Source organism: Pseudooceanicola sp. HF7 (genome assembly GCF_011806405.1).
GTDB lineage: Bacteria > Pseudomonadota > Alphaproteobacteria > Rhodobacterales > Rhodobacteraceae > Pseudooceanicola.
Map to the genome: position 1 here is coordinate 89,378 of NZ_JAATOW010000005.1, position 20,706 is coordinate 110,083.

General features: G+C 65.8%; 14 protein-coding genes. 8 read left to right on the forward strand and 6 right to left on the reverse strand.

Annotation, left to right across the window (positions count from 1 at the left end; all coding sequences use genetic code 11):
- Nucleotides 1-228 precede the first annotated feature (228 nt).
- The 4 genes from HCZ97_RS04390 to HCZ97_RS04405 all read left to right on the forward strand — a co-directional run bounded on the left by HCZ97_RS04390 (nucleotide 229) and on the right by HCZ97_RS04405 (nucleotide 8,112).
- Nucleotides 229-1,320: a hypothetical protein gene (locus HCZ97_RS04390; RefSeq protein WP_167687461.1), complete on the forward strand. Its 1,092-nt coding sequence runs from the start codon at nucleotides 229-231 to the stop codon at nucleotides 1,318-1,320.
- A gap of 140 nt (nucleotides 1,321-1,460) precedes the next feature.
- Complete coding sequence (locus tag HCZ97_RS04395) at nucleotides 1,461-3,239, forward strand: ATP-binding protein (RefSeq protein WP_167687462.1); 1,779 nt, start codon at nucleotides 1,461-1,463, stop codon at nucleotides 3,237-3,239.
- 31 nt (nucleotides 3,240-3,270) lie between these two features.
- Complete coding sequence (locus tag HCZ97_RS04400; protein ID WP_167687463.1) at nucleotides 3,271-4,605, forward strand: sigma-54 dependent transcriptional regulator; 1,335 nt, start codon at nucleotides 3,271-3,273, stop codon at nucleotides 4,603-4,605.
- Nucleotides 4,606-5,370: 765 nt separating this feature from the next.
- On the forward strand, nucleotides 5,371-8,112 hold the full coding sequence (locus tag HCZ97_RS04405; protein ID WP_303048691.1) for a ribonuclease E/G: 2,742 nt from the start codon (nucleotides 5,371-5,373) through the stop codon (nucleotides 8,110-8,112).
- 119 nt (nucleotides 8,113-8,231) lie between these two features.
- Here the strand turns inward: HCZ97_RS04405 and HCZ97_RS04410 are convergent, their stop codons facing one another.
- Both HCZ97_RS04410 and katG read right to left on the reverse strand, forming a co-directional pair.
- Nucleotides 8,232-8,462: a sulfurtransferase TusA family protein gene (locus HCZ97_RS04410; protein WP_167687465.1), complete on the reverse strand. Its 231-nt coding sequence runs from the start codon at nucleotides 8,460-8,462 to the stop codon at nucleotides 8,232-8,234.
- Between the two features lie 113 nt (nucleotides 8,463-8,575).
- Nucleotides 8,576-10,741 carry a catalase/peroxidase HPI gene (gene katG / locus HCZ97_RS04415; RefSeq protein WP_167687466.1) on the reverse strand — a complete coding sequence of 722 codons (2,166 nt, stop codon included), beginning with the start codon at nucleotides 10,739-10,741 and terminating at the stop codon, nucleotides 8,576-8,578.
- 389 nt (nucleotides 10,742-11,130) lie between these two features.
- On the opposite strand from katG, the gene HCZ97_RS04420 reads away from it, so the two are divergent.
- From HCZ97_RS04420 to HCZ97_RS04435, 4 genes are all read left to right on the forward strand, one after another.
- The gene (locus HCZ97_RS04420) at nucleotides 11,131-11,880 is read left to right on the forward strand and encodes a cytochrome c biogenesis CcdA family protein (protein ID WP_167687467.1); all 750 of its coding nucleotides are present in this window, start codon (nucleotides 11,131-11,133) and stop codon (nucleotides 11,878-11,880) included.
- 88 nt (nucleotides 11,881-11,968) lie between these two features.
- Nucleotides 11,969-13,168 carry a hypothetical protein gene (locus HCZ97_RS04425; protein WP_368484319.1) on the forward strand — a complete coding sequence of 400 codons (1,200 nt, stop codon included), beginning with the start codon at nucleotides 11,969-11,971 and terminating at the stop codon, nucleotides 13,166-13,168.
- Entirely contained in the window at nucleotides 13,165-14,526 is a 1,362-nt protein-coding gene (locus tag HCZ97_RS04430) for a cytochrome P450 (protein WP_167687469.1), read from the forward strand. The genes HCZ97_RS04425 and HCZ97_RS04430 overlap by 4 nt, the downstream gene beginning before the upstream one ends.
- A gap of 170 nt (nucleotides 14,527-14,696) precedes the next feature.
- Nucleotides 14,697-15,887: a DUF2254 domain-containing protein gene (locus HCZ97_RS04435; RefSeq protein ID WP_167687470.1), complete on the forward strand. Its 1,191-nt coding sequence runs from the start codon at nucleotides 14,697-14,699 to the stop codon at nucleotides 15,885-15,887.
- 349 nt (nucleotides 15,888-16,236) lie between these two features.
- On the opposite strand, the gene HCZ97_RS04440 is transcribed toward HCZ97_RS04435, so the two are convergent.
- From HCZ97_RS04440 to HCZ97_RS04455, 4 genes are all read right to left on the reverse strand, one after another.
- Nucleotides 16,237-17,553 carry an HlyC/CorC family transporter gene (locus HCZ97_RS04440; protein WP_167687471.1) on the reverse strand — a complete coding sequence of 439 codons (1,317 nt, stop codon included), beginning with the start codon at nucleotides 17,551-17,553 and terminating at the stop codon, nucleotides 16,237-16,239.
- Between the two features lie 78 nt (nucleotides 17,554-17,631).
- A complete protein-coding gene (locus tag HCZ97_RS04445; protein ID WP_167687472.1) occupies nucleotides 17,632-18,645 on the reverse strand; it encodes a tyrosine recombinase in 1,014 nt (337 codons plus the stop codon).
- Nucleotides 18,645-20,516, reverse strand: coding sequence for a hypothetical protein (locus tag HCZ97_RS04450; RefSeq protein WP_167687473.1), 1,872 nt, complete (start codon nucleotides 20,514-20,516; stop codon nucleotides 18,645-18,647). The genes HCZ97_RS04445 and HCZ97_RS04450 overlap by 1 nt, the downstream gene beginning before the upstream one ends.
- Complete coding sequence (locus HCZ97_RS04455; RefSeq protein ID WP_167687384.1) at nucleotides 20,506-20,694, reverse strand: hypothetical protein; 189 nt, start codon at nucleotides 20,692-20,694, stop codon at nucleotides 20,506-20,508. Before HCZ97_RS04455 ends, HCZ97_RS04450 begins: the two co-directional genes overlap by 11 nt.
- Nucleotides 20,695-20,706: the final 12 nt, after the last annotated feature.

Below are 20,706 nucleotides of genomic sequence, written 5' to 3' on the forward strand. Positions count from 1 at the left end.
TTTGCGGGGCACGTTCCAGGCCGCCGCGCCGCAGCAGGCACCAGCCCACAAGTTGTAACGTTTTTGAGTGAACGCTGCGCCACGCTTGCAAGCTTGCGTTGATAGAGGCAGAAGCAACGGGCCTTGGCCCGCCATCGGTGCGCGGGGCGTTCAGGCGTTGCGCGGCGCTCAATTGCCGTGGCTTGAAGGGACTGGGCTTTGAAGGGACTGGGCTTTGAAGGACCTGGAATGACCATTCTGCTCTGCCGGCCCCGGGGTGGGTTCAACGATTGCCTTGTGCAGGTCGAGCTGGCCCGACGCTACGCACAGTCCCACGGACGGCGCCTGGTTCTGGACACCCGGCGATCGGGGCTGCACGCCCAGTTGACAGAGTATTTCCGCCCCGGTCCCGAGCTGCGCCCGGCGCCTGAGGACCTCACACCGGACCTGCTGGCCGCGCTTGACGCCGAAGACAGCCTGCGGCCAAGCGAAGTCGCGCACCGGCTCTCGAGTTATGTCCCCGAATATCGGGACGGCCACCACCGGGATGCCATGACCGGCGCGGTGCTGAGCTTCGACATGGGCAAGGACCATCCCGAAAAGGTGCTGCTGCGTGAGACCAGCGGCGGCGGTTACGAGAGCTTGCTGCTGCTGAGCCACCTCCAGCTGCATCCGCAGATCGCCTCTGAGATTGGCGGGCGCATCCTGGAGCTGGGCCCGGAGCATGACGCGGTGCATGTGCGTCACAGCGATTACCGAAGCGATTACAAGGCCTTCCTGACCCGTCTTGCACCGGCTCTGAAGCGCCGCCCGGTGCTGTTGTGCACAGACAGCCGAGAGGTGCAGGAGGTCGCGCCGGGACTGCTGCCCGGCATCGACCGCCTGCTAATGCTGGCCGAGGTCCCGGAGACCGACGGCAAGCCCCTGCACGTGCTGGCGGAGGGGGATGTTTCGGCGCGCAATATAGAGATGCTGACGGATCTCTTCGCCCTGGCATTCGCCCGCAGGCTCTGGTTCGGCTCCGTTCAAATCGGGGACGATCCCGGGCAGGTCTCCGGTTTCTCGCTGCTGGCCGAAGCGCTCAGGCGGCATCCGAAGGTGCTGAGCGGCCTCTTTGCCGGGGCCGCGCCAGAGGTGCGCGCGGGACTGGAGGCACGGGTGGCCGGGCGTGGGCGGGCGCGGCTTTCGCCGAGCCTGCGGATGGCGGCGCTGCGGATAAGACTGACCCGCAGGCGGTGGGACCCTGTCCTGGACGCCAAGATCTACCAGCTGGGGCGGACGTGCTGGCGCTTCGGAAAGGCCGGGCTGATTGAGACCTCTCCAGTCCCGCCGCTTTTCTGACCGTCGCAGGCGGGGGCGACACCGCGCCTTGGGTCGCGCACCAAGCGCTTTTCCCGCAAGGGTTTGCCATAGGCGGCGCCTTGCCCATCCGAGCGCCGCGCTCTCTTGAGCGGCCCTGCGGCGCGGCGTAGTCTGGCGGGATGGAACCAAACGCGTCCGACCGGGCCCGAAAGACCGCACCAACCCGACCTCCCGCCCGCACGGTAAGCTGGCGGGCGCGGCTGGCGCTTGGCTTCTTCGTGGTGCTGGTCGTGGCCGTGGTGGTGGTGACCAATGCCTTCCTGATGGGGCGCTTCACGGAGACCACGCGCAACCGGGCAGAGCTGCGGCTGGCGCTTTTCGGGGCGAACCTGGTCAGCGAGTTGCGCCGCAACTCCATCGTGCCGCAACTGCTGGCCCGCGATCCGGAGCTGATCAATGCGCTGAACTCGGGCGATTTCTCGACCTCGTCGCAGCGGCTGATCTCTTTCGTGGATGAAATCGGCGCGGCCAGCCTGATGCTGCTGGACCGCGACGGGCGCACGGTGGCGGCGACGGATCGCAACCGGTTGGGCGAACAGCACCGCAACGACGGCTTCTTCGTTGAGGCGCAGCGGTCCAACGAAACCGTCTTTACCGTCATCCCGCGCGAGGCGCCGGGGTTCAACTTTGCCTATTCGCGCCGGCTGGAAAGCCAGGGCCAGCTGATCGGCGTGATCGTCGTGGAAGTGGACCTGCAGAAGTTCGAGCGCAGTTGGGCGGGGATTTCCGATGCGCTGCTGGTGATGGACAGCCAGGGGCAGATCATCCTGTCGACGGAGCCGCGCTGGCGCGGGCTGACCGAGCCCGAGGCGGTGGCGCGCGAGACGCCCAGCTCTGCCATCCGACGCGCGCTTCAGGTCACGGCCGACTGGGCCTCTGACGTGGATGGCTATTACCTGGAGGGCGAGGCGGTGATGCGGGTCAGCAACCGCATTCCCTTCCGCGGCTGGACCGTGGCCAGCTACACCACATACGCCAGCGTTCGCGAAAAGGTGAACGGGGTCCTGGCGCTCGAGATCATGGGCTTTGCCATCCTGCTGGCGCTGGCCTTCTATGCGCTCAGCCGCAAGACCATGCTGCGGATGGATATCTTCCGCCGCGACGCCGCCGACCTGCGCGCGCTGAACGAACGCCTGCAACGCGAGATCGCGGAGCGCGAGCGGATGGAGAAAAGCCTTGAGGTGGCCGAGCAGACCCTGGCGCAAAGCCAGAAGCTGGCGGCCCTGGGCGAGATGTCCGCTGCCGTCAGCCATGAGCTGAACCAGCCGCTGGCCGCGATGAAGACCTACCTGGCGGGTGCCAAGCTGCTGCTGCGGCGCAACCGCACGGAAGAGGCGCTGTCAAGCTTCGGGCGGATCGACGACCTGATCAACCGCATGGGCCAGATCACGCGGCAGCTGAAAAGCTTTGCCTCAAAGGGCGGAGAGACCTTCCAGCCGGTGAACATGGGCGACAGCCTGGCCTCGGCCCTGGCGATGATGGAACCCCAGCTGCGCCAGCGCAAGGTGCGCATCACGCGCGCCGTCCCGGACCGCCCCGTGCGGGTCATGGCCGACCGCGTGCGGCTGGAGCAGGTGATGATCAACCTGCTGCGCAACGCGCTGGACGCGACCTCCAACACCGCGGAGGCCCATATCGACATCCTGCTCAGCGCCGGGGAAACCGCCACGCTGACCGTGCGTGACAATGGCACCGGCATCCAGGACCTGGATGCGCTGTTCGAACCTTTCTACACGACGAAGCAACCCGGAGACGGCACCGGCCTTGGGCTGGCGATCTCTACCGGGATCGTCAATGACCTTGGCGGGCGGCTCACCGCGCGCAACGCCGAGGCGGGTGGGGCTGTTTTTGAAGTACAGCTGCCTATCTTATCAGATGAAGTTGAAGCCGCAGAATAACATTCGCCAATAAGCGAGACCGGAGAACACGATGCAAAAAGCCATGAAGATCGCGATTGTCGATGACGAGCAGGACATGCGTCAGTCGATCAGCCAGTGGCTTGCCCTGTCGGGCTATGACACGGAAACCTTCCCGAGCGCGGAAGAGGCATTGAAGAAACTTGGCCCGGATTATCCGGGTATCGTCATTTCCGACATCAAGATGCCGGGCATGGACGGGATGGCCTTCCTGAAGAAGCTGATGGGCAGCGACAGCTCTTTGCCGGTGATCATGATCACCGGGCATGGCGATGTGCCCATGGCGGTCGAGGCGATGCGCCTTGGGGCCTTCGATTTCCTTGAAAAGCCCTTTAACCCCGACAAGATGACGGCGCTGGCCAAGAAGGCCGCCAATGCGCGCCGCCTGACCATGGACAACCGCCAGCTGCGCAAGGAACTGTCGGACGGCGGCCAGATCATGAAGAAGCTGATCGGCACCTCCCCGGTGATGGAGCGCCTGCGCGAGGATATCCTGGACCTGGGCCAGGCTGACGGTCACGTGCTGATCGACGGCGAAACCGGCACCGGCAAGACCCTTGTCGCCCATGCGCTGCATGCGGTGGGGGCCCGGGCTGGCAAGAAGTTCGTCCTGATCTCCTGCGCGGCGCTGGAAGAGGATGCGCTGGCCAAGCGCCTGTTCGGCCCAATGCAGCCCGAGGACAGCCAGCTTCCCGCCATCGAGGAAGCGCGCGGCGGCACGCTGGTGCTGGAAGATGTCGAGGCGCTGTCCGACAGCCTTCAGGCGCGGCTGCTGAACGCGATCAATGAGCAGGGGATGCCCGGCGAGACGCGCATCGTGGCGATCTCCAACCTGCAGGAGCAGGACCGCACCTGCGAGGACGTGCTGCGCCCGGACCTGTTCTACCGCCTGGCCGCGCTGCGCATCACCGTGCCGCCGCTGCGCCAGCGGGGCGAGGATATCCTGACGCTCTTCACCCGTCTGGGTGAGCAATTCGCCGATGAATACGGCTGCGAGGCGCCGCAGGTCACCGCACAGGAGGCCGCGCAGCTTCTGCAGGCCCCCTGGCCAGGCAACGTGCGCCAGCTGATCAACGTGGCGGAGCGGGCCGTGCTGCAATCGCGCCGTGGCTCCGGCACCATCGCCAGCCTTCTGATGAGCGATCACGAGGAAATGCAGCCCGTGATGACCACGGAGGGCAAGCCTCTGAAGGAATACGTGGAAGCCTTCGAGCGGATGCTGATCGACAACACGATGCGCCGCCACAAGGGCTCCATCGCCAGCGTGATGGAAGAGCTGTGCCTGCCGCGCCGGACCTTGAACGAGAAGATGGCGAAATACGGGCTGCAACGCGCAGATTACCTGTAAGCCATTCTGCCAGATGATCACCGGCCCGCGGAACTCTCCGTGGGCCGGTTTGCTTTTTGCAATTCGCGCCACGCAAATCACCGCGCCGGCTGGCGGCAGGGCCGCTTCAACGTGCACGATGGGGCCGGATTGGGCGCGCTGCGGGGGCTATTTGGTGGCGGACAGGCCGAATTGCCTGAAAGTTCCACATTCTTTTCAGTGGGCGCCAGCGCCCAAAAACTGAGAAAACTCAGGCAAATCGCAGACAAAGCTCTGTCAAATCGCCGTATGGGCGCGAAAAACAGGGCCGCATCGCGGAAAGATGAATTTTCGCCATTGTCAGCGCTGCCGTATGCACCTTATGTTCATAAGACGGTCCCTATGAAGGATCGAGAGAGTTTTACCGGATCCGGGTTGGCCCATAGAGGCCCTTGGCTTCGGACCTATTGAACCCGTTTACGGGTTTCGCACTTGCCGGACATTCCCGTGGCACACAGCTTCGAAATGGACCGGTTTGAAATGGGCGGGCGACCGTACCGGACAGGACCCGAAAAGGGTCCACCGGGCGGGTACAGCACCGTCGGAGAAGAAACGCGATGAGGCGTGCGAGGATCGAGACAGCCACGGGAGGCGCCGGAAGCGGCGCCCGCGACGCTGCCATATCCGCCGCACTCATCGCCCCTGACAGTCGCGTCATGAAATCCCTCGCTCCACCGGGCGGGCCCCCTGGGTCACTCCGGGGACGGGGGCGTTCATGCCGCGCAATTGGTTATCATGGCAAAGAAAATGCTTATCGATGCGACCCATGCGGAAGAAACCCGCGTGGTCGTCGTGGACGGAAACAAGGTCGAGGAGTTCGACTTTGAATCAGAAAACCGGCGCCAGCTTGCCGGCAATATCTACCTTGCAAAGGTCACGCGGGTAGAACCTTCGCTTCAGGCGGCTTTCGTCGATTACGGCGGCAATCGCCACGGCTTCCTGGCCTTTTCGGAAATCCATCCCGATTACTACCAGATCCCCGTCGCGGACCGTGAGGCCCTGATGGAGGAAGAGCGCGCCTATGCCGAGGCCATGAAGGCCAAGGACGAGGAAGACGAGAAACCCAAGCCCAAGCGGCGGTCCCGTTCGCGGGCCAAGCCCAAGGCGCAGGAGACCTCTTCCGAGGATGCGGTCGTCACTCAGGAGGTTCCTGAAGGAGGCGAGGCGCAGGCCAAGGACGCCAAGCAGATCGACGGCATGGAGACCATCGACCTGGACGAGGGCGATGACGTCGAAGAGGGCAGCTCTCCGATGGAGACGGTGCGCGATACGCCCGTGGAAGAGCCCGGTGCCTCTGGCGATGACGCCATGGACAGCTCGGACGACGATGAGTCCGACGAGGACGAGGACGACACCCCCAAGCGGCGCGACGCCAAGTCCAAGGACAGCGAGATCGAATCTGTTGCGGATGACGATGACCACGAAGACATCCGCCCGCCGCGCAAGCCCCGGCCCAAGCGCTACCGGATCCAGGAAGTCATCAAGGTGCGCCAGATCCTTCTGGTGCAGGTCGTCAAGGAAGAGCGCGGCAACAAGGGCGCGGCCTTGACCACCTACCTCAGCCTGGCCGGTCGTTACTGCGTGCTGATGCCCAACACCGCACGCGGTGGCGGCATCTCCCGCAAGATCACCAATGCCGCGGACCGCAAGAAGCTGAAAGAGATCGCCAACGAGATCGACGTGCCCTCGGGCGCCGGTCTGATCGTGCGGACGGCCGGCGCACAGCGCACAAAGTCCGAGATCAAGCGCGACTACGAATACCTGCAGCGCCTCTGGGAACAGATCCGCGAGCTGACGCTGAAAAGCATTGCGCCCGCGAAGATCTATGAAGAGGGCGACCTGATCAAACGCTCGATCCGCGACCTTTACAGCCGCGAGATCGACGAAGTTCTGGTGGAAGGCGAACGCGGTTACCGCAACGCCAAGGACTTCATGAAGATGATCATGCCGTCCCACGCCAAGAACGTGAAGCATTACACCGAGCAGCTGCCGCTCTTCGCGCGCTTCCAGGTGGAAAGCTACCTGTCGGGCATGTTCAACCCGACCGTGCAGCTGAAATCGGGTGGCTACATCGTCATCGGGATCACCGAGGCGCTGGTTGCGATCGACGTGAACTCCGGCCGGGCGACCAAGGAAGGCTCCATCGAGGAGACCGCGACCAAGACCAACCTGGAGGCCGCCGAAGAGGTGGCGCGCCAGCTGCGTCTGCGTGACCTTGCCGGTCTGATCGTCATCGACTTCATCGACATGGACGAGCGCAAGAACAACCTGGCCGTTGAAAAACGGATGAAGGACAAGCTGAAGACCGACCGCGCGCGCATCCAGGTTGGCCGTATCTCCGGCTTCGGCCTGATGGAGATGTCGCGCCAGCGTCTGCGTCCGGGCATGTTGGAAGCCACGACCCAGCCCTGTCAGCATTGCCATGGCACGGGCCTGATCCGGTCCGACGACAACGTCGCGCTGAACATCCTGCGCCAGATCGAGGAAGAGGGCACCCGCCGTCGGACCCGTGAAGTGCTGATCAAGGCGCCGGTGGCCATCGCCAACTACCTGATGAACCAGAAGCGCGAACATGTCGCCCAGATCGAGGCCCGCTACGGCATGGCCGTGCGGATCGAGGGTGAGCCGCATATCGTGTCGCCGGACTTCGAGATGGAGAAGTTCAAGACCGCGACGCGCCGCGTTTCCGAAGCCGCTCCGGTGGTTTCGGTCGATGCATCGCTGATGGAAGACATCGACGACGAGGTCCAGGACGCCACCCCCGAGGTCGAGGAGAGCCGGGAAGAGGCGAAATCCGAAACCCGGTCCGAGCCCCAGGGCCAGTCCGAGCGCAACGACGACCAGCCCAAGCCGAAGCGGCGTCGCCGCCGGCGGCGGCGGAAGAAGGGCGGATCGGGCGATGACAACATGTCCGACAACGGTTCTGGCGACGATTCGATGAACGGGTCCGATCACTCCTCGGACAGCGATGCGGCGGAGGAGAAATCTTCCAAGGCTGACGCGCCGAAGGAGGCCCAGAAGGTCGCAGCAGAAGCGGCTGCGCCGGAAGCGGCCAAGGCAGAGGCCCCGGCAGACGCCAAAGCCGACGCGCCCAAGGCAGAGCCCGCAGCTGAAGAGGCCAAGGCCGAGCAGCCCGCGAAAGAAATGCCTGCTCCGGTAGAGGCCGCGGCACAAACGCCGGCCGAGGAAACCCAGGTCGCGGAAACACCGGTCGCGGAGGCCAAGGAAGAGGCCCCCGCAGTCGCCGAGGTCGCAACGCCTGCCGAAGAGCCGAAAGCGGAAGCCCCCGCAGCCGAGCAAACGCCGGTTGCAGCGCAAGCCGAGGCAGAGCCCGAAGCCGCCCAGGCGGAAGCGGTGGCCGAAGAAAAGCCGGAGCCGAAGCCTGAACCCAAGCCGGAGCCGCAGCCTGCCATGGCAGACACCGCGCCGGCGCAGGAGAGCGAGCCGGACGACAAGCCCAAGCGGCGCGGCTGGTGGTCGCGCGGCTAAGGCCGCAGCCACGGCAAAGCCCGGAGCCTGAGAAACAAAAGAACGCGCCTTCGGGACCTTCCCGGGGGCGCGTTTTTCTTTGGGGCGCGCGGTGGCTCGAACGGCGCGCGCGAAAAGGCTCAGGCGGGTTTGCGGATCAAGAAGACATGGGTGGCGCCGTCCTGTTGCGAGGACAGCAGCTCATGACCGCTTTCGTGGCAGAAATGGGGCAGGTCGATCTGCGCCATCGGATCATCGGCCAGCAGGCGCAGGCAAGTGCCCGGCGCAAGGTCGCGCAGGCGCTTCTGGGCGCGCAGCACCGGCAGGGGGCAGCGCAATCCGCGCGCGTCAATCTCTTCCGTGATCTTCATGAGGCAAGGCATAGGGCAGGCGGGCCGGGCCTGTCCAGCCCAAGTGCGCGGCAAGTGAAAAGGGGCCCCGTGGGGCCCCTTCTTGTCTGTCGGATTGTCCGGGGTTGCCGGGATCAGAACAGATCGGCTTCCATCACCTTGGTCCAGGCCGCCGCGAAATCGAGAACGAATTTCGCGGTATTGTCGTCCTGAGCGTAGACCTCGGAATAGGCGCGCAACACGGAGTTGGAGCCGAAGACCAGGTCGACGCGGCTGGCCGTGTACTTCACCGTGCCGCTGGTGCGGTCCTTGATGTCGTAGCTGTTGCGGCCCGTGGGCACCCAGCTGTTGGCCATGTCCGTCAGGGTGACGAAGAAGTCCTGCGTCAGGGCGCCCGGGGTGTCGGTGAAGACGCCCTTGGCGCTGCCGTCGTAGTTCGCGCCCATGGCCCGCATGCCACCGACCAGCACGGTCATTTCCGCCGCCGTCAGACCCAGAAGCTGCGCGCGATCCAGCAGCATTTCCTCCGGGCTGACCACGTAGTCCTTCTTCTGGTAGTTGCGGAAGCCATCGGCCACCGGTTCCAGGACGTCGAAGCTGTCCGCATCGGTCATCTCATCCGTGGCGTCGCCCCGGCCCGGGGTGAAGGGGAGGATGATCTCGAACCCGGCTTCGCGGGCCGCCATCTCCACGCCGACGTTGCCGGCCAGCACGATGGTGTCGGCCACGGAGGCCCCTGCATTGGCCGCCAGCGGCTCCAGCACGGAAAGCACCTTGGCCAGACGGGCGGGCTCATTGGCCTCCCAGTCCTTTTGCGGCGCCAGGCGAATACGGGCACCATTGGCCCCGCCGCGCATGTCAGAGCCACGGAAGGTGCGCGCGCTGTCCCAGGCGGTAGAGACCAGCTCTGCCACGGACAGGCCGGAGTCGGCGATGCGCGCCTTGAGGTTGCCGATATCGTAGTTCTCCGGGCCCTCGGGCACCGGATCCTGCCAGATCAGGTCCTCTTGCGGGACATCAGGGCCGATGTAGCGCGCCTTGGGGCCCATGTCGCGGTGGGTCAGCTTGAACCAGGCCCGCGCGAAGGTGTCCGAGAAATACTCCGGATCGGCCATGAACTTCTGGCAGATAGCGTTGTAGGCCGGATCGACCTTCATCGCCATGTCGGCATCGGTCATCATCGGCATGCACTTGATCGACGGGTCTTCCACGTCGACGGGCATGTCCTCTTCCTTGATGTCGACGGGCTTCCACTGGTTGGCCCCGGCGGGCGAGGTCGTCAGCTCCCATTCATGGCCGAAGAGCATGTCGAACCAGCCCATGTCCCACTTGGTGGGGTGCTTGGTCCAGGCACCTTCGATGCCGGAGACCACGGTGTCACGGCCCACGCCGCGCCCCTTGGTGTTCATCCAGCCGATGCCCTGGAATTCCAGGTCCGCGCCTTCGGGATCGGCGGACAGATCATCCGCATTGCCGTTGCCGTGGCTCTTGCCGATGGTATGGCCACCGGCGGTCAGGGCGGCGGTTTCCTCGTCATTCATGGCCATGCGGGCGAAGGTTTCGCGGATCATGGCCGCGGTCTTCATCGGGTCCGGCTTGCCGTTCACCCCTTCGGGGTTCACGTAGATCAGGCCCATCTGCACGGCAGAGAGCGGATTTTCGAGGGACTCGGGGCTGTCCACGTCGTCGTAGCGTTCGTCAGAGGGCGCCAGCCATTCCTTTTCCGCGCCCCAGTAGACGTCCTTTTCGGGATGCCAGATGTCTTCGCGACCGAAGGCGAAGCCAAAGGTCTTCAGGCCCGCGACCTCATAGGCGATGGTGCCAGAGAGGATCATCAGGTCCGCCCAGGAAATCGCGTTGCCGTATTTCTTCTTGATCGGCCAGAGCAGGCGGCGGCCCTTGTCGGTGTTGACGTTGTCGGGCCAGGAGTTCAGCGGCGCGAAGCGCTGGTTGCCGGTGCCGGCGCCACCGCGGCCATCGGCCAGCCGGTAGGACCCCGCCGCATGCCAAGCGACGCGGGCAAACATGCCCACGTAGGAACCCCAGTCGGCCGGCCACCAGTCCTGGCTGGTGGTCATCAGCTCACGCAGGTCGGCCTTCAGCGCCTCCACATCCAGGGTCTTGAGCGCCTCGCGGTAATCGAAGTCGGGGCCCATCGGATTGGTCTTGGTGTCCTGCTGGTGCAGGATGTCGAGGTTGAGCCCGTTGGGCCACCAGCTGGTCACGGAGGATCCCGTGCTGGTCATGCCACCGTGCATCACTGGGCATTTGCCCCCATTGTCCATGTCGTTTCCGTCCATCTTGTCCTCCCGGTGGTTGATGCGTTGATCTGTCCTGGACGGGCGACAAAGCCGCCGGGGCCTATCCTGTGCCCCCGGTCTGCCGCGTCCTTGTAATGGTTCTAACAAAGGCTTCGCATAGAAAGAAATTCAAAATTCAGAAGAATTCCATAAGGCAAGGTTATCGAAATCCCCCTTGATGCGATTGTGCCCCGAACCCGTAGCGACTCAGAGTTGTTTCGATCCTGCCACGGGACCGGGCCTTCTGTCTTGGCGGGACGGGTTTCGCGGCGTTTTCCTGCCGCCGGCGCGGACCGCAGGCGTGGCAGGCAAGGGTCACACGCGGCTGTGAAAGCCCTGTGACAGCCTTACCCGGTGACGGCGCGGGCGGCGGCGTATATGGCTTGGCCATGTTTGGAATCGAGATCATGGATGCGGCGCTTCTGCCCGCGATGTTGGTGGCGGCCCTGGCCGGTGTCATTTCATTCCTCAGCCCCTGCGTGCTGCCCATCGTGCCGCCTTACCTGGCCTATATGTCCGGGGTCAGCATGGCGGACTTGGGGCGCAGCGGGTCACGCGGCAAGGCGCTGCTGCCGGCGGTCTTCTTCGTGCTGGGGCTGTCGACGGTCTTCCTGCTGCTGGGGTTCGCGGCCTCTGCGCTTGGCGCCGTCTTCCTGAGCTACCAGGGCTGGTTCAACACCATCGCCGGGATCGTCGTGATGGTCTTCGGGCTGCATTTCCTGGGCATCCTGCGCATCAGCTTCCTGAACAGAGAGGCCCGGCTGGACGCGGGCGACCAGGGCGGCACCGCCTTTGGCGCCTATATCCTGGGGCTGGCCTTCGCCTTTGGCTGGACGCCCTGCATCGGCCCGCAACTGGGCGCGATCCTGTCGCTGGCAGCTTCTGAAGCCTCGGTCAGCCGGGGCATGCTGCTGCTGGCGGTCTACGCGGCAGGACTGGGCATTCCCTTCCTGCTGGTCGCGGCCTTCCTGCCGCGCCTCACCGGCACCATGTCCTGGATCAAGCGCCACATGGAAGCGATCGAGCGGCTCATGGGCCTCTTGCTCTGGACCATCGGCCTGCTGATGCTGACCGGCGGGTTCTCTCGCTTCTCCTACTGGTTGCTGGAAAGCTTCCCCGGCCTCGCCGTGCTTGGATAGTGCTTAACCTTCGGGTGGTTAGCCTTTACCCTGCTATGACCGAAAAACGGAGGTGCAGGTGAGCGCGGAGAGTCAGGCCCAGAGGACAGTGGCACGCCGTAAGGTGTTCTACATTCCCGGCTTTGATCCGATCCATCCGCGCCGCTACCGCGAGCTTTTCCGCAAGGAGGCCGCCGCGCAGGCGGCGATCAGCGGGTACGAGGTCACCCTGGCCGGAAAACCCGCTGCAAAAGGGCAGGACGACCCGTATGGCTGGCGCCTCACGGGCCGGATGGAGGGGGCAGAGGTCGCAGCCGATGTCTCTGTCCTGGTCTGGACCGACATCGTGCGCGACAGCATGGGCTCCTCCATCGCGGCGACCTACCTGGCGCTGTGCCGCACGGCCTGGGTCTATATCGCCAGTGGTGCGCTGTTCCGGCTGATGCGCCTGCGCAAGGGGCCGGTGATCGCCGCCCTTTACCCGGTGGGCTTCCTGCTGGGGCAGTTGGCACTGGCGCTTGGCCTCGGCTGGGCCGCGGGGGCAGGGGCGGCGGCGGTGATCGGCTGGCCCGGTTGGCTGGCGGCGCTGGCGGTCATCCCGGCAGTGCTGACCTGGTTCCGCAAGCGTGACAACCGCTGGTTCGCCTATTACCTGATGCATGATTACAGCTTCTCGGCGCAGGCGCGCGGGGGCAACCCGCCGGCGCTGGAGCAGCGCATGACCGAGTTCCGCGCCCTCATCGCAGAGGCGCTGACACAGGACTGGGATGAGGTGCTGGTGGTCGGCCACAGCTCCGGCGCGCATCTTGCGATCTCTGTCCTGTCCGATCTTCTTCGCGCCGATCAGCTGCCCGAAACCGGGCCGGAGCTGTCCTTCCTGTCGCTGGGGCAGGTGGTGCCGATGGTCTCTTTCCTGCCCAAGGCCGGACGGCTGCGGGCGGACCTGGCCTATCTGTCCGCGCAGAGGCGGATCTTCTGGCTGGACGTCAGCGCGCCGGGCGATGGCTGCGCCTTTGCGCTGTGTGACCCCGCAGGCGTCAGCGGCGTCGCTACGGAAGGGCAATGCGCCCCGCTGATCCTGTCGGCGGCCTTCACCCAGACCCTCAGCCCGGAGCGCTGGAAGGCCCTGCGCTGGCGCTTCTTCCGGCTGCATTTCCAGTACCTCTGCGCCTTCGACCGGCCCGGCGCCTATGATTACTTCCGCGTCACGGCAGGGCCGCAGAGCCTGCGCGCGCGGTTCGCAGGACTTGCGCCGTCCAAGAGCCGGATCACCCGCCCAGTGAACCGCCATACCTCGGTGCGCCCATGACACCGCCGAAACCGCCAAGCCGCGAAGGGCGGGTAGGGCTTCTGCGCTATGCCCGGCTGTTCCGGCGCGATATCCTGTCGGCCCAGCCGGAGCGGCTCTACCGCGCCTGGATGGCAGAGTTCCGCACGCCCTTCTTCCGCTCCTACCTGGTCAACCAGCCCGACCTGGTGCAGCTGGTGCTGAAGCAACGCCCACAGGATTTTCCCAAGTCCGACCGGGTCAGCGAAGGCCTGCGGCCGTTGCTGGGCCAAAGCGTCTTCGTCACCAACGGCGCGCAATGGCAGCGCCAGCGGCGCATCATCGATCCCGCCTTCGAAGGCGGGCGCCTGCGAGAGAGCTTCCCGGCCATGCAGGCCGCCGCGGCGGAGTGCGTGGCCCGCCTGTCCCCGGGCGTCACGGAGATCGAGGAGGAGATGAGCCATGCCACGGCGGACGTGATCTTTCGCACGCTGTTCTCGATCCCGATCACCGATGACCTTGCCCGCGATGTCTTCCAGTCCTTCCGCGCCTACCAGCGCAGCCAGCCGATCCTGAACCTCGCCGCCCTGCTGCCACTGCCGCGGATCTTTCCGCGCCTGTTCCGGCGAGAGACCCGCGCCAATGCCCGCCGCATCCGCGACCTGCTGACCCGGCTCACCGAAGACCGCCAGGCGCGCATTGCCGCCGGCACGGCGCCCAATGACCTGGCGACCAAGATCATGACCACCGCGGACCCCGAAACAGGCGCGCTCTTCGACTCCCCCGAGATGGTGGACCAGGTGGCGATCTTCTTCCTTGCGGGGCATGAGACCAGCGCTTCCTCCCTGTCCTGGGCGCTTTACCTGCTGGCCACCCATCCCGACTGGCAGGAGAAATGTGCAGCAGAGGCCGCAGGGCCGGTCGATTTCGCAGCCCTCTCCCGCCTGCGCCTGATCCGCGATGTCTACCGCGAGGCGCTGCGCCTCTATCCGCCGGTGCCGATGATGGTGCGTGAAACCACCCGCGCGGAAACCTTCCGCAAGCGCGCCATCCGGAAGGGCGCGCAGATCGTGCTGAGCCCCTGGCACCTGCATCGCCACGGCAAGCTCTGGGACAACCCCGATGGCTTCGACCCCGCCCGCTGGCAGACCGACAACGGCCGCCAGTGCCAGCGAGAGGCTTACATGCCCTTCTCCGCGGGCCCCCGCGTCTGCCCCGGCGCGGGCTTTGCCATGATCGAAGGCGTGCTGATCCTGGCCGCAATCCTGAGAGACTATCGGCTGGAGGCGATACCCGATGACATCCCGCGCCCTGTGGCCCACCTGACGGTGCGCAGCGAAAACGGCATCCGGCTGCGCCTGGTCCGCAGGGCAGAGGGGGCGCTGCCCCCGCCTCGCTGACGCGAGGCTCCCCCGGAGTTTGCCGGCAAGAAGAAGGGGACCGGTCCTGCTTTCTTCTTGCCGAAAAACTCCCGCCGGAGGCATTGGAAGGTTTAAGACGGCAAGAGGGTCGGAATGCCTTGGCCGGGCGGCAAAATGGGTTAGGTTCAGGCGCCTGAAGGAGAACGCCCATGCTGCCGTCACTATTGCGAAAAATCCATGAATTCTCGCGCCGGCTCGTGGTGCGGGTGCTGCTGATCGCGGCGCTGGCGGTGCTGGCGGTGGGGCTGACCAAGCTGATGGGCCAGCTCATTCCCATCGGTCTTGACGGGCTGGTGGGGGCAGAGGCCGTGGATCGCATCCTATCCGTCATCGCCAACTCCATGCTGGCGGTAACCACCTTTTCGCTGACCGCGATGACGGCAGCGCATCGCAATGTCATGTCCCTCTGGACGCCGCGCGCCCACCAGGTTCTGCTGGAGGACACCACGACCCACACGGTCCTGGCGACCTTCGTGGGGGCCTACCTCTACGCGCTTCTGGCGATCATCCTGCGCGAGATGGACCTGTTCGACACCACCGGGATCGTGGTGCTGTTCGCCATGACGATCCTGGTCGTCCTGCTGATTGTCGCCGCGATCATCCGTTGGATTTCCCATCTTGAGCTTTTCGGCAGCCTGATCGGTACGGCGGAGACGCTGGAGGGGCGCACGCAGACCGCTTTTCATATCCGGGCCCGTTACCCCTCGCTCGGGGCGCATCCGCTGAAGCCGGCAGAGGTCCCCGATCAATGTATCGACGTGGCGGCCACCGATACCGGCTATGTCACCCAGATTTACCAGGACCTGCTGCAGGATGCCGCGAAGAAGGCCGGGGGTCACATCTGGCTGATGCAGCCTGTCGGTGCTTTCGTGGTGCGCGGCCAGCTGCTGGCGCGGATAGACAGCCAGAACGAGGATTTGCTGCGCGCCCTGCGCGAGAACATCGAGATCAGCGAGCTGCGCAATTTCACCCAGGATCCGGAATTCGGCTTCATCAGCCTGTCCGAGATCGGCGTGCGGGCGCTGTCGCCTTCGGTCAACGATCCCGGTACGGCGGTCGACATGCTGCGCCGCATGACCCGTGTGCTCATGAGCTTCGACGAGCCGATGGACGGGCGGGGGCATGAGCTTCAGCATGACCGTCTTTACGTGCCGGCCCTGGACCGGGAGGAGATGATCCGGCGGGCCTTTGCGCCCCTGCTGCGTGATGGTGCGGGGATGCTGGAGCTTCAGACGCCTGTGGCCGAGGTCATGGGGGCCTTGTCACACCATCCCGATCCAGTCATTGCCGCCGCGACACGGGCGCTGCATGCCAGCTGGAAGGAAGGTGAGGCGGCCTGACCGACTTGGGGGGCCGCCAAGTGATCAATTGCTGAGGGGCACGGGTTCCGAACGCTGACGTATGGAACAGGTCGGCGTGGAACGGCGACTAACTCCATTCGCTCTGGTATGGTTTGAAACCACGAAAGGCGTAAACCGAGGCTTCTTCGTGGAGAACTGCTCGGCGCCGGTTGGGTGAGGACGGTTCGCTCTGCCCGTTTGAGCAGGATTCCATCTCGCGAGCTTGCCGAGGCTAGGTTGCGAAACCGGGGCGACCGACCGACTCTAGGCCGTCGTCGCCTAGCTTACCATACGTCAGCGCATTGCGATCCCAACCCGATCGCTGGGAAAGTCAGCCCCAGCCCCTCGCTTACAGCAGGGGCGGCGGCAGAGGGCGGATCTTCAGGCGGGTGATGCGGTTGTCCTTGCGCGCCGTGACCTCGAAGCGGAAGCCGTGGAAGGCAAAGACCTGGCCCACGGTGGGGATCATCTGGGCCTCGTGGATCACAAGGCCGGCGATGGTATTGGCCTCTTCATCCGGCAGGGTCCATTCCATCGCCCGGTTGAGGTCGCGGATCGTCATCGCGCCATCGACGATGTACTGGCCATCCGATCCCTTGCGCACGATCTCCTCGGGTGCGGCGGGGTCGTGTTCATCGGTGATCTCGCCCACGATCTCTTCCAGGATGTCTTCCAGGGTGATCAGACCCTGGAGTGAGCCATATTCATCCACCACCAGCGCGAAGTGCGTCTTCAGCCTCAGGAACTGGCGCATCTGTTCGTCCAGCGTCGTGGTTTCGGGCACGAAGTAGGGCTGCATCATCACGTCGGAAAGCTTGAAATCCTTCAGCGCCTCGCTGCGCGGCGTATCCACCTGGCGCAGGGAATAGATCGAGCGCAGCAGGTCCTTGGCGTGCAGGATGCCGATGATGTTCTCCGGCTCGTCCTGGAAGACGGGGATGCGGGTGTGGTTCGATTTCAGGCAGTGGGTCAGGATGTCCTGCGGGCTGTCATCGGCATTGATCGTCTCGATCCGGGAGCGGTGCAGCATGATCTCTTCGACGGTCCGGTCGCTCAGGTCCAGCGCACCCAGGATGCGGTCGCGGTCTTCCTTTTCCACGATCCCCTCGGAATGGCCCAGGTGGAGCGCGCCGGCGATTTCCTCTCGCACGGCCAGGATGTGGCTGTCCGGGTCGATCCGCACGCCGAAGACGCGCAGCACCGCGCGCACCAGAAGGCGCACTGCCGAGACGACAGGAGAGAAGACGCGAATGCAGATGGCGATGGGTGCTGCCACGGAAGAGGCCGCGGCCTCGGCATTGGTAATCGCGTATGTCTTGGGCAGCACTTCCGCGAAGATCAGCACCAGCAGCGTCATGACCAGCGTCGCCAGGGCCACGCCGCTGTCCCCGAACAGCGCCGTGAACAGGGAGGTGGTGAGCGAGGTCGCCAGGATGTTGACCAGGTTGTTGCCCAGCAGGACGGAGCCGATCAGGCGTTCGTTGTCCTCTGTAATCGTCAGCGCGCGCTGTGCGCCGCGCGATCCCTTGTCCGCCAGCGCGCGCAGTTTCCCACGCGAGGCCGCCGTCAGCGCGGTTTCGGAGCCCGAGAAGAAGGCAGAGCAGACCAGAAGTAACAGGATCGCCCCGGCGGTGATCCAGAATGTCAGTTCGATACCGGAGTCCATATGCCTTCAGGCCCTCTTGATTGGCGGGCCGGAAAGGCCCCTGTGTTCCAGCGGTTATGGGGTCAGCCCCGGCGGGTTTCAAGCCTTGCCATGGTCCGGCGCAGGGGGGTTCACGGCGCCGTCATCGGGGTCCGGCGCGGGGATGTCCTGCGGCGGGGGGCGGTTGAGCGGGTGGTTGTCTTCCACCAGCTCCTTCAGGCGGTCTTCCAGCACATGAGTGTAGATTTCCGTGGTGGTGAGGTCCGCGTGCCCCAGCAGGGTCTGGATGGCGCGCAGATCGGCGCCGTTGGCCAGCAGGTGGGTGGCGAAGGCATGGCGCAGACGGTGCGGCGTCACCCGGTCCGGAGAGACGCCCGCGGCTAGCGCGATTTCCTTGATCAGCAGGTAAAAGCGATGCCGGGTCAGGTGCCCTTCGCGCGAGCGCGAGGGGAAGAGAAAGCGCGAAGGCGGCTTGCCGGCAAGGCGCGCCACCTCCTGGGCCGCGTCGCGTTCGGCCAACCAGGACGCCAGCGCATCCTGTGCCGGCATCGACAGCGGCACCAGCCGTTCGCGCCCGCCCTTGCCCTGCACCAGCAGCATCTCTGGCCGGCCACGGGCGGCGGAGACGGGCAGGGTGACCAGCTCTGTCACCCGCATTCCGGTAGCATAGAGCAGCTCGACAAGGCAGGTGTTGCGCAGCTGGTCGGCAGGCGTGCGCCCGATGTCGCGGGCCGCCGTCAACAGGCGGTCGACCTCGTCCGTGGTGAGGGTCTGGGGCAGGCTGCGCGCGCGGCCCGGTCCCTTGATGCGGATGGCCGGGTTGTCGTCACGCCAGCCCTCCTCGAAGGCGAAGCGGTAGAGCTGGCGGATGGCCGAAAGGCGCCGCGCACGGGTGGCGCGGGACAGCCCCTGGGCATCGCAGAAGACCAGGTAGCCCTCCACATCGCCCTGGGTGGCGGTCTGCCAGCCCTTGCCCTTGCCCGTCAGCCAGTCGCGTGTGTCCTTCAGGTCGCGGCCATAGGCCAGCAGGGTGTTGCGCGCCGCGCCGGCCTCTGCCGCCTGGGCATCCAGGAAAGCGGGCAGCCAGCGGTCTTCGGGCACCGGATCGGCCATCAGCCGCGCCGTTCCAGCAGCAGCAGTTGCAGCGCGCCACGGCGGGCCGTTTCCTCAAGCCCCATGGCGCGGAAACCGGCCAGGGCGGCCTCTGCATCCTTCATCTCGCCCTCCATGGCATTGCCGTAAAGGCGCATGGCGACCAGGATCGCCTCTCCCAAACGGCCCTCGTTGAGAAGCGAGAGGATGCGCGCGGGCGGCCGGGTGGAGGGATCAAAGCCCCGCGCCACCGCATCCGAGGCGCGGTTGTAGGGCCGGGCGTCCTGCGGTTTGCCGGCGGCGAGCGCCAGGAGGAAGGCGCCTTCGGCCCCGCGTGGGGCAAGCGTGTCTGCCTGGATCGCGGGTTCGGGCGCCAGGAGGGCGGCGCGGAAGGCGATGTTGCCGGCCGTGCCCGGGGCGTCGGCGAACTCTGCCAGCCGTTCGCCGTAGATCTGGGCAAAGGGCACTTCAAGCTCGACCTCCGTGGCGGCCTGCCAGGCGCCCGGAAGGGCCTTCAGGACGGCCGCGCGGCGATCGCCCGGCGCATTCAGCGCCCGGTCCAGGGTCTGGATCGCATCGACCCGGTCCCAGATCCCGCCAGAGGCCGCCCGGCGTCCCTCTGAATAGATGCCAAGAAGCCGGTTGCCGGAGATCGCGCCGGTGGCGGCCAGCCGTTCGGCGGCCTCTAGCTGGGCCTTCCAGCCGCTGAGGCCGCGCAGGTCAGAGACCGCGAAGGCGCGGGGCAGCGAAGAGGTGGGCAGCGGTTCCCCGATCCCTTCGGACAGGCGGAACAGAAGCGGCGTGACCACGGGTGGCGGCGGCATGGGGACGGCGCCGTCATCCAGGTCATCCAGCATGAAGCGGGTCAGCAGGCGTTCCTGGTCCGGCCCGAAGCCGCCAAGCGCGGTCGCCGTGTCCAGGATCAGCGCCGCCGTGGCCCAGTCCTGTGCCCGCGCCAGGCAGAAGATCCGCGACGCGTGATCCGGTGCCAGCTCAGGCCGGTCGATCATCACCTCGCAGGCGTCGGTTTCATCCCCGGCGATCAGCGACAGGTCGAACCAGTCCGAAAACAGCGCCTTGCTGCGGTCCGGCCCGGCCAGGGTGATCAGCGCCAGCGCGGGATCCACGGCCCCCAGGGCGCGCAACTTGGCGATCCGGGCGCGCAGCAGCCGGTCTTCGCCGTCCGAGGCGGGCGGCTCTGCCTCGGCCAGAAGCAGCATGAAGAGCAGCTCCTGCATGGCGGGCGCACTATCCACGTCCAGCGCGGTGATCTGGCGCGCCAGCTCGCGGCTGTCAGCCCCTTGCCAGAGCGTGACGGGCAGGCCGGTGACGGTGGTGGGCAGCAGGCCGACGGTGGTGGCCCCGGCCTCTTCGAGGCGGCGGGTGCTCACCTGGGGGATGCCCGCACTGTTGGTGACGGGGGGCTCTTCGGGCGCCGGTGCGCGGCGGCCGGGATCGTAGTTCGGCAGACCAACGGAGAGCGGGGCGGAGCCCTGCGGCGCGCCGGGGGCGATGCCAGGTGCAATCACCCGATCCGAGGGGCGACTGTCCAGCCATTCGATGGCCGAGAGCGGCTTTGCCGCCGCCGGAACATCAGAGGAGCGCACCTGCCGCGCGGCTGGTGCGTTGCCGGCGGGCCGGCGTACCGCATTGGAAGACGGTGCGGCCTGTCGCGGGGGCGACACCTGCGCGATTGCCCCGGAGTTTTCGCCTGGCGTCCCTGCGCCGTCGCGCCGGTCCATCAGTCCCGTGCCGGGCAGAAGCTCCAGCCCGCCGGACAATCCGCGCAAGTCAGGGCCGTCGTCCTGCGCAAGAGCGGGCAGGGCGGGCAGCGCCGCAAGGACGCTCGCCGCGCAGAGGCGGCGCAGGAGGTTCAGCCTGTCATTCGACATCAAGTGTCAGCGGCGTGGTGATTTCCTGGGTGGGCGGGGCGAAATCCACACCAAGGAATGGACCGACATATGCATAGGCGACCAGCGCGATTCCGGCGAGGATCAGCAGATATACCAGCCACTTGATTATGCTCAGCATGAAGATGTCGCCCCATTTCCTTTTGGTTTTGCCCATCATATAGCTGGCCTT

Excerpts from the sequence above, each read along its gene's own strand:
- HCZ97_RS04400 (WP_167687463.1), top strand. The coding sequence starts at position 3,271 with ATGCAAAAAGCCATGAAGATCGCGATTGTCGATGACGAGCAGGACATG.
- HCZ97_RS04390 (WP_167687461.1), top strand. The coding sequence starts at position 229 with ATGACCATTCTGCTCTGCCGGCCCCGGGGTGGGTTCAACGATTGCCTT.
- HCZ97_RS04440 (WP_167687471.1), bottom strand. The coding sequence starts at position 17,553 with ATGGACTCCGGTATCGAACTGACATTCTGGATCACCGCCGGGGCGATC.
- HCZ97_RS04405 (WP_303048691.1), top strand. The coding sequence starts at position 5,371 with ATGCTTATCGATGCGACCCATGCGGAAGAAACCCGCGTGGTCGTCGTG.
- HCZ97_RS04430 (WP_167687469.1), top strand. The coding sequence starts at position 13,165 with ATGACACCGCCGAAACCGCCAAGCCGCGAAGGGCGGGTAGGGCTTCTG.
- HCZ97_RS04450 (WP_167687473.1), bottom strand. The coding sequence starts at position 20,516 with ATGTCGAATGACAGGCTGAACCTCCTGCGCCGCCTCTGCGCGGCGAGC.
- katG (WP_167687466.1), bottom strand. The coding sequence starts at position 10,741 with ATGGACGGAAACGACATGGACAATGGGGGCAAATGCCCAGTGATGCAC.
- HCZ97_RS04435 (WP_167687470.1), top strand. The coding sequence starts at position 14,697 with ATGCTGCCGTCACTATTGCGAAAAATCCATGAATTCTCGCGCCGGCTC.
- HCZ97_RS04445 (WP_167687472.1), bottom strand. The coding sequence starts at position 18,645 with ATGGCCGATCCGGTGCCCGAAGACCGCTGGCTGCCCGCTTTCCTGGAT.
- HCZ97_RS04410 (WP_167687465.1), bottom strand. The coding sequence starts at position 8,462 with ATGAAGATCACGGAAGAGATTGACGCGCGCGGATTGCGCTGCCCCCTG.
- HCZ97_RS04395 (WP_167687462.1), top strand. The coding sequence starts at position 1,461 with ATGGAACCAAACGCGTCCGACCGGGCCCGAAAGACCGCACCAACCCGA.
- HCZ97_RS04420 (WP_167687467.1), top strand. The coding sequence starts at position 11,131 with ATGTTTGGAATCGAGATCATGGATGCGGCGCTTCTGCCCGCGATGTTG.
- HCZ97_RS04455 (WP_167687384.1), bottom strand. The coding sequence starts at position 20,694 with ATGATGGGCAAAACCAAAAGGAAATGGGGCGACATCTTCATGCTGAGC.